Below are 13,561 nucleotides of genomic sequence, written 5' to 3' on the forward strand. Positions count from 1 at the left end.
TACTACGCGTCTCGTGGGCTCGGAGATGTGTATAAGAGACAGGTACGGGGTCGGGGTGTACCAGCCGGAGTTGCCGGAGCCCTGGGTGATCTGGAAACCGGCGCCGACGCAGTTGTGGATCGGGTTGCTCTGCGCGATGTTGGTGGCCCGCACTCCGGTGAAGGACACCTGACTGTTCGCCTGCACCTGGAGCGCGTACGTGCCGGCGCCGTCGATCCGTACGTTGTTGAGGTTGATCCCGTTGGTCTGGCCCTCGATCCAGTGCAGCGCCGCGTACGAGCTGTCCAGGATGTCGGTGTCGGTGATGTTGATGGTGGGGTTCTGGAACGCCTCGTTGAGCGCGGAGAACCAGATCGCCCCGACACCGAAGTTCCAGTTGTAGTCCGAGTTGCCGTTGCGGATCAGGGTGTTCCGGGCGATCGTCCAGGTGCCCTGGACTCCGGTGGCGCCCTGCACGCCGGGGTAGCGGTTCGCGACGTGGATGCCGCCGCCGTTGGTCAGCGAATCCGCCGTCACGTTATCGGTGATCTTGATGTCCCGGCCGCCGTAGCTGACCAGGTGGTTCGCCAGCAGGGTCACCCCGATGGTGTTGTGGGTGAAGGAGTTGTTGACGTTCGGCACGCTCTGCGCCCACATCGCCAACGCGTCGTCACCGGTGTTGCGGACGAACGTGTTCGTCACCGTCGAGTTGGTCACCCCGGTGTGGAAGTTCACCCCGTCCGCGGTCTGGTCCAGAATGCGGCTGTTGCGGATGGTGAAGTTGTCCATCGGGCCGTCCATCCACGCCCCGACCTTGGTGTTCTCCAGCCAGAGGTTGTCGACCACCGAGTCGGTCATCGCCCCGCCCAGGGCGTTGACCTGGTCGTCGTCGACCCGTTCGCGGATGTCGCCGATGATGGCGAAGTCCCGCAGCGTGACGTTACGACTCGGTCCGTTCGCCTCGTGCGCGCGGACCGGGCCGGTGTACCCGCCGCCGGGGACGTACTTGCCGTAGATGCCGACGGACCTGTTCCGCTGGGTGGGGTGCCGGCCGCCGAGCACCGAGTACCAGGGGCCCGCGCCACGCAGTGTCACCCCGTCGACCACCACGTGATCCCAGAGGGTGAAGGTGCCGGTCGGGATCCAGACCGCCCGTCCCTGGGCCTTGCCGGCATCGACCGCGGCCTGGAACTTCGCCGTCGAGTCGGTCGCGCCGGTGGGGTCGGCACCGAAGTCGGTGACCACGTCGAGCACACCGGAGGGCTTCGTGATCGCCGGGGCGACCAGCTCGAAGTCGGCCAGGTCGATGGTGAAGCTGGGTGACTGGGCGGTCGAGGAGACCTGGAACCGGATCTTCGTGCCGGCCGGCTGGGTGCTGCCGAACATCGCCCGGGTCTCGTCGTAGAAGTGGTGCGGGTTAGTGTCGCCCGGGTTGTTGTTGAACGGGTATCCGCCGTAGTACCAGCCGTACCTCGACGTCACCGGGACCGACTTCAGCAGGGCACCGTTGGCCCGCAGGTCGATGGCGGCGTCCCGGCCGGTGCCGGCAGGGCTGTCCGGCAGGCTGTAGCGGAAGGTCACCGCGTTGGCCGGGGTGGTGAGGGTGAACTCGACGTACTCGCCGACGGCGTCGAGGGTGACCGCCTCCCGGCCGGACGCCTCGGACGGCAACGTGCCGTAACGCCGGTCCGAGCCGATCTTCGTGCCGTTGTGGGCGGTCTCCTCCGCCTCCTGCTCGACGAACGGGACGGTGGCGCCCCGGTTGGGGATGTCGAAGGGGGACAGCCCCGCCGCCGAGGCCGGGGTCGCGGTGCCGGTGACCGCGAGGGCGGTCACCGAGGTGGCGGCGAGCAGGGTGGCGGCGATGGCGGCCAACCCTGCCCGGGTCGGGTGTCGAAGGTGGTGCGGGGTGCCGGTGGTGTGGTTGGCCATGAGCTGCGCTCTCCCTCTCGTCAGGCAGGCCAGGTCCCCCCGTGTCGGTGCGGTGTCGCGCGTCCCCCTCGGTTCTCCCTTCTTGGTGGCGTGGTGCCGGCGGCCGGGACGGGCCGCCGGCACCACGGCGAGCAGAGTCAGGTCAGGTCGGGTCCGTTCGCTGATTCGCCGGTACGCAGCCAGACCGCGGTGTCGGACGGCAGCAACCCGTCATCGAGCGGGCCGCTGGCCAGCAACAGCTCCCCCTGAGCCGGCATCGGCACCGGTACGGCGCAGAGGTTGACCAGGCAGGTGAAGCCACCGCCGCGGCTGAACGCGAGCACCCCGTCCGGGGCGGGCAGCCAGGTCAGGTCGCCGTCACCGAGCGCCGGGTCGGCCCGCCGGGCCTGGATCGCCGCCCGGTACAGCTCCAGCATCGACGTCGAGTCGCCGGTCTGTGCGCTGGCCGTGCGGTCCTTCCAGTCGGCGGGCTGCGGCAGCCACGGCGTCGCGGCACCCTCGGGGCTGAACTCGAACGGCGGTTCGTCCCCGGCCCACGGCAGCGGTACGCGGCAGCCGTCCCGACCGGGGTCGATCCGGCCGGACCGTTCCCACATCGGGTCCTGGCGCAGCGCGTACGGGATGTCCTCTACCTCGTAGAGGCCCAACTCTTCGCCCTGGTAGATGTAGGCGGCACCGGGCAGCGACAGTGAGAGCAGCGCGGCGGCCCGGGCCCGGCGGGTGCCCAACTCCAGGTCGGTGGGGATGCCCTCGCGTTTGGCGGCGAAACTGAACCGGGTGTCCGCCCGACCGTAGCGGGTGACGTGTCGGGTGACGTCGTGGTTCGAGAGCACCCAGGTGGCCGGGGCGTTGACCGGCGCGTGCGCACTCAACGTCCCGTCGATGCTCTCCCGCAGCGCCGCGGCGTCCCACGCGCAGCCGAGGAAGTCGAAGTTGAACGCTGCGTGCAGCTCGTCCGGGCGGAGGTAGTTGGCGAACCGCTGCCGATCCGGCAGCCACACCTCACCAATCAGCGCCCGGTCGGTGTACTCGTCGGCGACCCGACGCCAGCCCCGGTAGATCTCGTGCACCCCGTCGAGGTCGTGGAACGGGTGCGGCTGATCCGGTCGGACCTCGGGCAGCGTCCCGTCCTTCACCAGGAGCCCGGCCGAGTCGATCCGGATGCCGTCCACGCCCCGGTCGAACCAGAACCGCAGGATGTCCTCGAACTCCTCCCGCACCCGTGGGTGGTCCCAGTTGAAGTCCGGTTGCTGTGGGGCGAACAGGTGCAGGTACCAGTCGCCGGGGGTGCCGTCCGGATTGGTGGTGCGGGTCCACGTTTCGCCGCCGAACTCGCCGACCCAGTCGGTGGGTCGCTCGTCGCCGTTGGGACCTCGGCCGGGTCGGAACCAGAACAGGTCGCGTTCGGGTGCCCCCGGCCCGCCGGCGAGCGCGGCCTGGAACCAGGGGTGCGCGTCGGAGCAGTGGTTGGGCACCACGTCGACGATGGTCCGGATGCCCAGCTCGTGCGCCTCCGCGACCAGCGCCTCCACCTCGGTCAGGGTGCCGAAGACGGGGTCGATGTCGCGGTAGTCGGAGACGTCGTAGCCGGCGTCGGCCATCGGGGACGGGTACCAGGGACTGAACCAGATCGCGTCGACGCCGAGCGCGGACAGGTGGTTCAGCCGGGACCGGATGCCAGCGATGTCGCCGATGCCGTCGCCGTTACCGTCGGCGAAGCTCCGGGGATACACCTGGTAGATCACCGCTCCCCGCCACCACGGACTTCTGTCAGCTGTGGACACGAGCACCTGCTTTCTGCGTCAGTACGTCGGCGGGTTCGCCGGACCTGGTCATGTGTCGGGCGAACGATCGTTGTTCGCCGCGCGGGTGGATGCGGTGGTGGTCAGCCCTTGATGCTGCCCGTGGTCAGACCGGACATGATGTTCCGTTGGAAGATCAGGAAGATGATGACGGTGGGGATCGCGGCGATGACCGACGCGGCGATCACCACGTTCATCGGTGTGCCACCGGCGAAGGCGTAGATGCCGACGCTGACCGTCCGGGTCTCGGGCGAGGGCATGACCAGCTTCGGCCAGAGGAAGTCCTTCCAGACCGCCGTCACCGCGAAGATCGAGACTACGCCGAGGATGGGACGCGACAGCGGCAGGATGATCGACCAGAGGGTGCGCAGCGACGACGCCCCGTCCATCAGGGCGGCGGCCATCAACTCCTCCGGAATCGAGTCGAAGAACCGCTTCAGCAGGAAGATGTTGAACGCGTTGGCGACCAGCGGCAACCAGATGGCGAACGGTGAGTCCAGCAGGTTGATGTGCAGGATCGGCAGGTCGATCACGGTCACGTACTGCGGCACGATGAGGACCATCGCCGGGATCATCAGCGTCCCCAGCATCAGGGCGAGGATCACATTGCCGAAGATCGGCCGAAGCTTGGACAACGAGTACGCGGCGGCGGTGTCGAGGACGAGTTGGAACAGCACCGCGCCGATGGCGTAGTAGAAGGTGTTGAAGAGCAGCTTGGCGAGGTCGAGGTTGTTCCACGCGTCGATGTAGTTCTGCGGCTGCGGGTCCTTCGGGAACAGCGAGGGTGGGGTCTGCGCGATCTCCTGGCCGGACTTGAGCGCGCCGGTGACCATCCAGTAGAGCGGCCCGAGGAAGACGAGCGTGAACGCCGCCACGACGACGACCAGCAGCGTCCAGTAGATGACCCGGCCGCGCCCCCGGCTGATCTGGGTCTGGGAGATGAGGGTCCGGGTTCCGGAATCCTGTGCCATTCCTCGCCGTCCTAGTCCTGTTTCGCAGTCAGCCGCACGTACACGGCGGAGAAGCCGGCCAGCACCACGAGCATGATCACGCCCAGGGCAGCGGCGCCGTTGAGGTCGTTCTGGAAGAACCCGTGCTGATAGATGAGGTACGCCACCGAGGTCGCGGAGTCCTCCGCGCCGGCACCGTTGGCGAGGATCAGCGGCTCGATGAAGAGCTGCATCGTGGCGACGATCTGCAGCATCGCCAGGAGCGCGAGGATCAGCCGGGTCTGCGGGATGGTCACGTGCCGGATCCGCCGCCAGATCCCGGCGCCGTCGAGCTCGGCGGCCTCGTAGAGCTCGCCGGGGATGTTCTGGAGTGACGCCAGGTAGATGAGGACCGCGCCGCCCATGTTCATCCAGGTCGACGCGACGACCATCGCCGGCATGGTCATCTCGGGCGACTGCATCCACTGCGAGGTGGGCAGGTGCAGCGCCTTCAGGATGGCGTTGAAGAGCCCCGCCTCGCTGGGGTCGTACGCGTAGAACTTGAAGAGGAACAGCGCGGAGGCCGGCGGCAGCATCACCGGCAGGTACACCAGGATCCGCAGATAACCCTTGCCGTGGCGGAACTCGTTGAGCAGCACCGCCACGAAGAACGGCACCACGTACCCGAGGACGAGGGCGAGCACGGTGAAGTAGAACGTGTTCTGCCAGGCCGTCCAGAAGCTCGGGTCGGCGATGATGCGGGAGTAGTTGTCCCAGCCCACCCAGGTGGTCTCGCCGCGCCGGGTGCGCTGGAAGCTCATGACGATGCCGCGGATCATCGGGTACCAGGAGAAGACGACGAAGCAGATCACCGCCCCGATCAGGAACGCGTGACCGGTGAGGTTGTCCCGTACCTTGCGGCCGAGGCTCGTGCGCTGCGGCCTCGCCGAGTACGGCGACGGCGGGCGGCCCGGTTTCCTGGGGGTCTCCGGGACGGTGGTGATCGCCAAGGCAACTCCTGGGTGAGTCGGTGACGTCGAGACGTGGTGCGAGTGGTGTGGGGGTCGGGTTCGGCGTCCCGACCCCCACACGATCGGTCAGCTCTCGGCGGCGAGGAGCTGGTTGACCTTCTCCTCGGCGGTCTTGAGCAGCGCGTCGATGTTCGAGTTCGGGTTGGTCAGGACACCCGACATCGCGGCGTCGAGCACCGCGTAGATGGCCTGGGCGTTGCGCGGCTCACCCTTGATCGGGACGGGGGTCGCCTCGAAGAGCGCGAAGTTCGCCGTGTCGAGGTTCGCGTTCGCCTTACGCAGCTCCAGCTCCTGCTTCTGCGCGTCACTGCCGTTGGCGAAGAGCAGCGGCTGGGGCAGACCCACCGGGTAGTTCTGCGGCTTGGCCCGGACGTAGTCGAACTGACCCTTGCCCGGGGTGAGCTTCTGGTACGCGATCCACTTCAGGCCGGCCTTGACCTGCTCGGGAGTGAGGTCCTTCTTGAAGAAGTAGCCCTCGCCACCACCGAGCGTCCCCTTCGCCGCGCCGTCCTGGCCGGGCAGCGGAGCCATCGCCCAGTCCTGGAACTTGCCCTGGAACTGGCTGACGATCGCCTGGGTGGCGTCCGGCGCGCCGATGAACATGCCGACCTTGCCGGCGCCGGCGTTCGTCAGCAGGTCGCCCCACTGCAGCAGCTGACGGGCGCCCATGCTGTTGTCGCCGTACCGCATGTCCTTGAGGTTCTGCAGGACCTGCTTGCCCATGGCGTTGTTGAAGTCGGCCTTCTTGCCGTCCTCGGTCAGCACCCGGCCGCCCTGCGAGTAGAGCAGGGAGGTGAAGTGCCAGCCGCCGGTGTTGCCGGCGCTGTACTCCGAGTAGCCGGCGATGCCGTTGCCGAGCGCGGAGATCTTCTTGGCGGCGGCCCGGACGTCGGCCCAGGTCTTCGGCGGGTTGTTCACGTCCAGCCCGGCCTGCTGGAACAGCACCTTGTTGTAGACCAGACCCATCGAGTAGTTCTTCACCGGGACGGCGTAGAGCTTGCCGCCGTCGGTGAAGACCTCCTTGAGCGCCGGGTCGACGCTGTCCCAGGTCGAGATCGTGTCCTTGTTGGCGTACTGGCTGATGTCCATCGCCTGACCGGAGTCGAGCACCTGCTGGAGATCGGTCATGTACCCGTAGAAGACGTCGGTCACGGTGCCGCCGGCGAGGCGGGCGGTGAAGTCCGGCGGGTTGTTGCACTGCTCGCCGACGCTGACGCTCTTGATGGTGATGTCCAGGTTCTGCTTCTGGAACTCGGCGACGTCGTCGTTCCAGTTCTTCAACAGCTCTTTCTGGGCGCCGACCGGCTGGCAGTCCACCGTGATGGTGACCTTGCCGTCCGCGGTCGAGCCCTTGTCGTCGCTCTTCGTGGAGCATGCCGTGAGGCTGAGCCCCAGGCCGGCCACGAGCGCAACCGCCGCAGCCTTTCGGTATTGCGGTACGGACATCTGTCCATCCCTTCGGGAACGGGTGTCTCCAATGACCTTCGCTGATCTGCGGTGATACGACCTGACGCCCAGTAGCTGCGTCGGAGCCAGGTGTGAGTGGAGTCACTGTAGCGAGGGCGACTCATTTCGGCAAGGTATCGACCCTGTTCCGAAAGGACACGACGTGATTACGGTAGATGTTGGCAAGCCCTTGAAAGCAGGCCGGTTTGCCGGCTATTGATCCCATATGGCCGGTCATTCGGTTCGTTCCATGCCTATCGATGTGGGCAACGACGAAAACGGCCGCCGACCGCGAGAAGCGGTCGACGGCCGAAGCGTCGTACGGGGTGGTGCCTAGCGGACCGGGACGGGCACGGTGGCCGTGACTACCGGCCGGGGGCGGGCGCGGTGGAGCCGCGTACCACCAACTCCGGCTCGAACAGCAGCTCGTCCTGCAGGACGCCGGCACCCTCGATCTGGGTGACCAGCAGATCCACGGCGGCCTGCCCCATCGTCTCGATCGGCTGCCGCACAGTGGTCAACGGCGGGTCGGTGCAGGTCATGAACGCGGAGTCGTCGAAGCCCACCACCGACACGTCGGCCGGCACCGAGCGGCCCAACCGCCGGGCCGCACGGATCGTGCCCAGCGCCAGAACGTCGCTGGCGCAGATGATGCCGGTCACGCCCCGCTCGACCAACTTCGTCGCCGCGACCCGCGCCCCCTCCATCGAGAAGCTGGAGCGCTCGACGCACTCGGCGTCGCCCTCGTCCCAGCCCGCTACCTGGATCATCGCGTCGAGCTTTCGCCGGGACGGCACGTGCCCCTCCGGGCCGAGCACCATGCCGATCCGTTCGTGCCCGAGCGAGCGCAGGTGCCCGTACGCCTGCTCCACCGCCACCGCGTCGTCCGTGGAGACCCGGGGAAAACCCAGCTCGTCCACACCCGCGTTGACCAGCACGACCGGAAGCCCTCGATCGGTCAGCCGACGGTAGTGGTCATGCCGGGCGTCGGCGAGCGCGTACGAGCCCCCAGCGAAGATCACCCCGGAGACCTGGTGGTCGAGGAGCATCTCCACGTAGTCCATTTCGGAGACCCCGCCGATGGTCCGGGCGCAGAGCGCCGGGGTGTAGCCGCGCTGGGCGAGCGTGCCGGTGACGACCTCGGCCAGCGCCGGGAAGATCGGGTTCTGCAACTCGGGCAGCACCAACCCGACCAGCCGGGCACGTTCGCCGCGCAGCTTGGTCGGCCGCTCGTATCCGAGCACGTCCAGCGCCGTCAGCACGGCGGTCCGGGTCGCCTCGGAGACTCCGTCGCGGCCGTTGAGCACCCGGCTGACGGTGGCCTCGCTGACGCCCGCCTTCTTGGCAACTTCAGTCAACCGCTTGGTCACGGTCGCAATCTTACGTCGCCTGACTGAAAGAAATGAACAGCAAATTGCGCCGCGCTTGCTGGTCGGCTGCGCGACTCGGGTTTCAGGAGGTCGCGTGTCGAGAGGCCCCGGATACCGCGACCTCCTGAAGTCGAGTCGATCACGCGGGCGACCCGCGGGGCGTCAGGACAGGTCGTGCAACGCGGACTCGATGGCCCGGTGGAAGGTCGGGTACGCGTAGATCATGTGCCGGAGCTGACTCAACGGCACCGCCGCGTGCACCGCCACCACCAGCGCGGACAGCACCTCGCCGCCGGCCGGGCCGACCGAGGTCGCGCCGATCAACACACCCTGGTCGGCGTCCGCGACCAGCTTGATGAAACCGTCGTCGCCGACCTGATGGATCCAACCTCGCGTCGAACTGCCGAGCTTGGTGAAACCCACCTGCACGTTGATGCCACGCTCGCGGGCCTGCTGCTCGGTGAGCCCGACCGCGCCGATCTCGGGATCGGTGAAGGTCACCCGGGGCAACGCGCGGTAGTCGGCTCGCGGGACGGTGCCGGCCGATCCGCTCGATCCGCTGGCGGCCAGCGAGCTGGACGCGCCCATCGCTCCGCCGACCACACTGGAGGTGCCGCTGGCGTCCGCCCCGGCCTTCGCCTGCCGGGCGCGGGCCAGGACGTCGGCGATCACGATCCCCGCCTGATACATGGCGATGTGGGTGAAGGCGCCCTCGCCGGTCAGGTCGCCGACCGCCCAGACATGGTCGGTGACGTGCAGACGGTCGTCGACCGGCAGGTAACGCTGGCTGGCGTCCAGGCCGATCGTGTCCAGACCCAGCTCGGCCAGGTGGGCCTTGCGTCCGGTCACCACCAGCAGCCGGTCGGCGGTGAACTCCGTGCCACCCGCACCGCGCAGTGTGAACCTGGTCCCGTCGTGCTCGACCCGTTCGGCGCGTACCCCGGTGTGGATCTCCACGCCGTCGGCGCGCAACGCCGCGGCGGCGACCTCGGAGGCCTCGGGCTCCTCGACGGCCAGCACCCGGTCGAGCGCCTCGACCACGGTGACCCGGACCCCGAAACGGGCGAAGGCCTGCGCCAACTCCAGACCGATCGCGCCGCCGCCGAGCACCAGCAGCGACTCCGGCAACTCCTCGACCTCGATCGCCTGGTGGTTGGTCCAGTACGGCGTGTCGGCCAGGCCGTCGATCGGCGGCACCGACGGACGGGTACCGGTGCCCAGCACCACCCCGTGCCGGGCCTCGAACACCTGGTCACCGACGCGGACCCGGCGTGGACCGTCGAGCCGGCCGCTGCCCCGCACGAGCCGGCCGCCCTTGCCGATGAACCGCTCCGCCGCGACCGTGTCGTCCCAGGTGTCGGTGGCTTCCTCGCGGATCCGTTTCGCCACCGGCGCCCAGTCCGGCTGGACCTGCGCCGTCCCGGCGAGCCCGTCGACCCGGCGAGCCTCGGCGAGCGCGTTGGCCGCTCTGATCATCATCTTGCTCGGGATGCAGCCCCAGTACGGGCACTCCCCGCCGACGAGATCCCGTTCGACGCCGACGACGCTCAGGCCGGCCTCGGCGAGCCGCCCGGCCACCTCCTCGCCGCCGACTCCGAGCCCGACCACGACCACATCCACCAGCTCCGGCTCCGCCACACCGAACAGCATCCCCCAGCGGCACCACCCCGGCCACCGAGGTCGACGGAAAAGCCGGCACGCCCACCCGCCCCGGCGCTTACCGTGGCCGGATGCACGCACGCTTCGCTCCGGTCCGGGACCACTTCCACGACCTGCTCGCCTCCGGCCGGGAGACCGGGGCCGGCCTGACCATCTGGTACGACGGGCAGCCGGCCGTGGACCTGATCGGCGGCTCCCGCGGCGGCCACGGGCCGGGCGGCACGCCGTGGCTGCCGGACACGCTGGTGAACGTCTATTCGGTAGGCAAACCGGTGGCGGCGCTCTGCCTGCTCGTGCTCGTCGACCGGGGAACTGTCGAGCTCGACGCGCCCGTGGACCGGTACTGGCCGGAGTTCCGTACCCCCGCCACAGTGCGTCAGGTGTTGTCGCACACCGCCGGGCTGCCAGCCTTCCCCGTGCCCCGACCGGCCAGCGCGATCACCGACTGGGCGCTGCTCACCGGCGACCTGGCCGCCGCCGACCCCGAGTGGTCGCCGGGCTCGGTAGCCGGCGAACACGCCTGGACGTACGGGCACCTGGTGGGCGAGGTGGTCCGCCGCGTCGACGGACGGTCGGTGGGCCGGTTCCTGGCCGAGGAGATCGCCGACCGGTGGCAGCTCGACCTCGGCTTCGGGCTGGCCGAGGCGGATCAGCTGCGCTGCGCGGACCTGCGCTACGGAGACCCGCAGTGGCCCAGCCGGAAGCTCGGCGAACCGGGGTCACTGCGGGCGCGGGCGCTGGGCAACCCGGCCGGCGGACTGGACCTGGCGGTGCTGAACAGCCCGCTGTGGCGGGGGGCCGAGATGCCCGCGGTCAACCTGCACGCCACCGCGTCCAGCCTGGCCCGGCTCTACGCCGGTCTGCTGGCCGGTGGTGTGCTGGACGGCGTCCGCCTGGTCAGCCCGGACCTGATCGCGGAGGCGACCCGGGTGCAGTACGACGGGCCGGACCTGGTGCTGGACCGCCCGGTCCAGTGGACGTTGGGCATGCAACGGGAGCCGGACGGCAGCTGGGGCATGGGCGGGATCGGCGGCAGCAGCGCGTGGGCCGACCCCGAGCGCGGCTACACCTTCGCGTACGCCACCGCGCACCTCGCCGAGCACGACCGGGTGGACGAGCTGGTCGAGGCGCTGCACTCGGTGCTCTGAAAGGGGTCAGCGGTCAGCGCGGCCGGACCGGTTCGACCACCGTGTTCGCGGTCACCGGCTCTCCGGCGGGACCGCCGGCCCGGGGATGACGACCGGGGTCCCGGTCGGGCTGAGCAGTGCCCGTGCGGCCACCGCCATCCGTCGCCGTTGCGGCACCAGGGCCCGCCGAACGAAGACGTCGTAACCCTGCGCGGCCACCTCGTCGAGGATGCCGCCGTAGAGCGCGTACGCGGTGCGCATGCAGGCCTGCGAGGCGGGCGCGAGCATGGTGATACCCGGTGCGGCAGCGGCGTAGTGCGCCTGGGCGCGCGTCACCTCGTACTCGATGAGCTCGCGGATCCGGGGCGTAGCGCGGCCCCGGGCGCGGGCCTCAACCAGCTCCTCGCGGGTGACCCCGAACTTCGCCAGGTCCTCGTCCGGCAGGTAGATGCGGCCCCGGTCGAGGTCTTCGGCGACATCCCGGATGAAGTTGGTGAGCTGGAAGGCGAAGCCGAGCTGCCGGGCCGGCTCCCGGGCCGCCACCGGGTCGGGGCTGCCCAGGATCGGCAGCATCATGGTGCCGATGACCGCCGCCGAGCCCTCCATGTAGTCGAGCAGGTGGTCGTAGGTCGGGTACGCGGTGACGGTGAGGTCCATCGCCATGCTCTTCAGAAACAACGCAAAGTCGTCGCGGTCGAGATCGAAGACGGCGATCGTGTGCAGCACGGCCGGCAACAGTGGGTCGTCGATCGCCGCCCCGTGCAGACCGGCCACGAACTGGCCGGACCAGTGGTCCAGCAGGGCGGCCCGCTCGGCCGACGGCAGATCCTCGGTGCGGTCGACGATTTCGTCCGCGTACCTGGTGAACCCGTAGAGGGCGTGCACGTGTCGCCGTTTCCAAGCAGGGAGCAGGCGGGTGGCGAGATAGTAGGTGCGGCCGTGGCGTTTGTGCAGTTCACGGCACCGGTCATAGGCAGCGGTGAGATCAGTATCCACCGGCCCTCCTCCACTTTTATCGACGCACCAATCGACGCAACACGTAGCCTAGGGTACGCTCAGCCGCATGGCCAACGACGCAGTTGCGGGCGACGTGACCCGCGTGGCGCCGGCACGGCCGGCGGAGCGGGACGACCCGATCCGCGCCGTTCTGGCCGCGTACACCCATGATCTGGTAACGGCGGTCGATGAGACCCTGAACTCTTTCCTCACCGCCGAAGTTGACACCCTCAACGACATCGACCCATCGATGGGCAGCTTCGCCGCCACCGCCCGGGAGGCCGTCCTGGCCGGCGGCAAACGGATCCGATCCACGTTCGCCTACTGGGGTTGGCGCGGGGCGGTCGGCGGCACCGCGGCGCTGCCGCCCGTGCTGCCCGCGCTGGCCGCGCTGGAGCTGCTGCACACCTTCGCGCTGGTGCACGACGACGTGATGGACGCGTCCACCACCCGCCGCGGCCGACCCACCGCACACGTCGCGCTCGCCGAACAACACCTCGCCGCCGGCCACCGAGGTGACCCCGGCCGGTTCGGCGAGGCCGCCGCCGTGCTCGTCGGCGACCTCTGCATGGTCTGGGCCGACCAGTTGCTGGCCCACGCCTCGGTGCCGTCGACTCGGCTCTTCGAGGTGCGCCGCTGTTACGACCAGATGCGGGTGGAGACGGTCGCCGGGCAATACCTCGACGTGCTCGGCGAGAACGACCCGGCCAGTTGGTCGGTCCACCGGGCGCTGCGGGTGGCCCGCTACAAGACCGCCAGCTACACCGTCCAGCGACCACTGCTCTTCGGGGCCTGCCTGGCCGGGGTGCCCGCCGACGAACCGCTGGTCTCCGCCTACACCCGCTACGGCCTGGCCGTCGGCGAGGCGTTCCAGCTCCGCGACGACCTGCTCGGCGTCTACGGTGACCCGGCGGCCACCGGCAAGCCGGCCGGTGACGACCTCCGCACCGGCAAGCCGACCACACTGCTCATGCTGGCCCGTGAGCTGGCCACCCCGGCCCAGCTCACGGCGTTGGAACGGGCCGCCGACGGACCGGTCGACACACTCGCCGGTCTGATCGCCGAGACCGGCGCGGTGACCCGGGTGGAGCAGATGATCGCCGAGCGGGTGAGCGACGCGCTGGCCGCGCTCGACGCCGCACCCGTGGACCAGACGGCGCGCACCGCGCTGACCGGGCTGGCCACCGCCGCTGCCAACCGGCGTGCCTGATGAGCGACTTGAGCGAGGAGGTGGTCACGTGCGGACGGTGACCGGACGGACGGATCGGGTGGTGGTCGTCGGGGCCGGGC

At 69.4% G+C, this 13,561-nt stretch carries 10 protein-coding genes; 2 read left to right on the forward strand and 8 right to left on the reverse strand.

Features of this window, described 5'->3' with window-relative positions; translation table 11 throughout:
• The 7 genes from DLJ59_RS30220 to DLJ59_RS30250 form a co-directional block, all read right to left on the reverse strand.
• Nucleotides 1-1,911 (reverse strand): glycosyl hydrolase family 28-related protein (locus tag DLJ59_RS30220; protein WP_279635787.1); only part of this gene is annotated, 1,911 nt, incomplete at its 3' end.
• A gap of 137 nt (nt 1,912-2,048) precedes the next feature.
• Entirely contained in the window at nt 2,049-3,695 is a 1,647-nt protein-coding gene (locus DLJ59_RS30225) for a glycoside hydrolase family 13 protein (RefSeq protein ID WP_124776930.1), read from the reverse strand.
• 101 nt (nt 3,696-3,796) lie between these two features.
• On the reverse strand, nt 3,797-4,684 hold the full coding sequence (locus tag DLJ59_RS30230; RefSeq protein WP_124776932.1) for a carbohydrate ABC transporter permease: 888 nt from the start codon (nt 4,682-4,684) through the stop codon (nt 3,797-3,799).
• A gap of 11 nt (nt 4,685-4,695) precedes the next feature.
• The gene (locus tag DLJ59_RS30235) at nt 4,696-5,652 is read right to left on the reverse strand and encodes a carbohydrate ABC transporter permease (RefSeq protein ID WP_124776934.1); all 957 of its coding nucleotides are present in this window, start codon (nt 5,650-5,652) and stop codon (nt 4,696-4,698) included.
• An 87-nt stretch (nt 5,653-5,739) separates the two neighbouring features.
• Nucleotides 5,740-7,119 carry an ABC transporter substrate-binding protein gene (locus DLJ59_RS30240; protein ID WP_124776936.1) on the reverse strand — a complete coding sequence of 460 codons (1,380 nt, stop codon included), beginning with the start codon at nt 7,117-7,119 and terminating at the stop codon, nt 5,740-5,742.
• A 365-nt stretch (nt 7,120-7,484) separates the two neighbouring features.
• Nucleotides 7,485-8,489: a LacI family DNA-binding transcriptional regulator gene (locus DLJ59_RS30245; protein WP_124776938.1), complete on the reverse strand. Its 1,005-nt coding sequence runs from the start codon at nt 8,487-8,489 to the stop codon at nt 7,485-7,487.
• A gap of 162 nt (nt 8,490-8,651) precedes the next feature.
• Entirely contained in the window at nt 8,652-10,139 is a 1,488-nt protein-coding gene (locus tag DLJ59_RS30250) for a dihydrolipoyl dehydrogenase family protein (RefSeq protein ID WP_167493910.1), read from the reverse strand.
• Nucleotides 10,140-10,219: 80 nt separating this feature from the next.
• Here DLJ59_RS30250 and DLJ59_RS30255 point away from each other — a divergent pair, with 80 nt between their 5' ends.
• Nucleotides 10,220-11,296, forward strand: a complete 1,077-nt coding sequence (locus tag DLJ59_RS30255; RefSeq protein WP_124776940.1) for a serine hydrolase domain-containing protein — start codon at nt 10,220-10,222, stop codon at nt 11,294-11,296.
• Nucleotides 11,297-11,347: 51 nt separating this feature from the next.
• Here the strand turns inward: DLJ59_RS30255 and DLJ59_RS30260 are convergent, their stop codons facing one another.
• On the reverse strand, nt 11,348-12,271 hold the full coding sequence (locus tag DLJ59_RS30260; protein ID WP_124776942.1) for a phytoene/squalene synthase family protein: 924 nt from the start codon (nt 12,269-12,271) through the stop codon (nt 11,348-11,350).
• 67 nt (nt 12,272-12,338) lie between these two features.
• Here DLJ59_RS30260 and DLJ59_RS30265 point away from each other — a divergent pair, with 67 nt between their 5' ends.
• Complete coding sequence (locus DLJ59_RS30265; protein ID WP_124776944.1) at nt 12,339-13,481, forward strand: polyprenyl synthetase family protein; 1,143 nt, start codon at nt 12,339-12,341, stop codon at nt 13,479-13,481.
• The last annotated feature ends 80 nt before the right edge of the window (nt 13,482-13,561 follow it).

It is taken from the genome of Micromonospora inaquosa (assembly GCF_003857055.1).
Taxonomy (GTDB): Bacteria; Actinomycetota; Actinomycetes; order Mycobacteriales; family Micromonosporaceae; genus Micromonospora; species Micromonospora inaquosa.

Excerpts from the sequence above, each read along its gene's own strand:
- DLJ59_RS30230 (WP_124776932.1), bottom strand. The coding sequence starts at position 4,684 with ATGGCACAGGATTCCGGAACCCGGACCCTCATCTCCCAGACCCAGATC.
- DLJ59_RS30240 (WP_124776936.1), bottom strand. The coding sequence starts at position 7,119 with ATGTCCGTACCGCAATACCGAAAGGCTGCGGCGGTTGCGCTCGTGGCC.
- DLJ59_RS30250 (WP_167493910.1), bottom strand. The coding sequence starts at position 10,139 with ATGCTGTTCGGTGTGGCGGAGCCGGAGCTGGTGGATGTGGTCGTGGTC.
- DLJ59_RS30255 (WP_124776940.1), top strand. The coding sequence starts at position 10,220 with ATGCACGCACGCTTCGCTCCGGTCCGGGACCACTTCCACGACCTGCTC.
- DLJ59_RS30265 (WP_124776944.1), top strand. The coding sequence starts at position 12,339 with ATGGCCAACGACGCAGTTGCGGGCGACGTGACCCGCGTGGCGCCGGCA.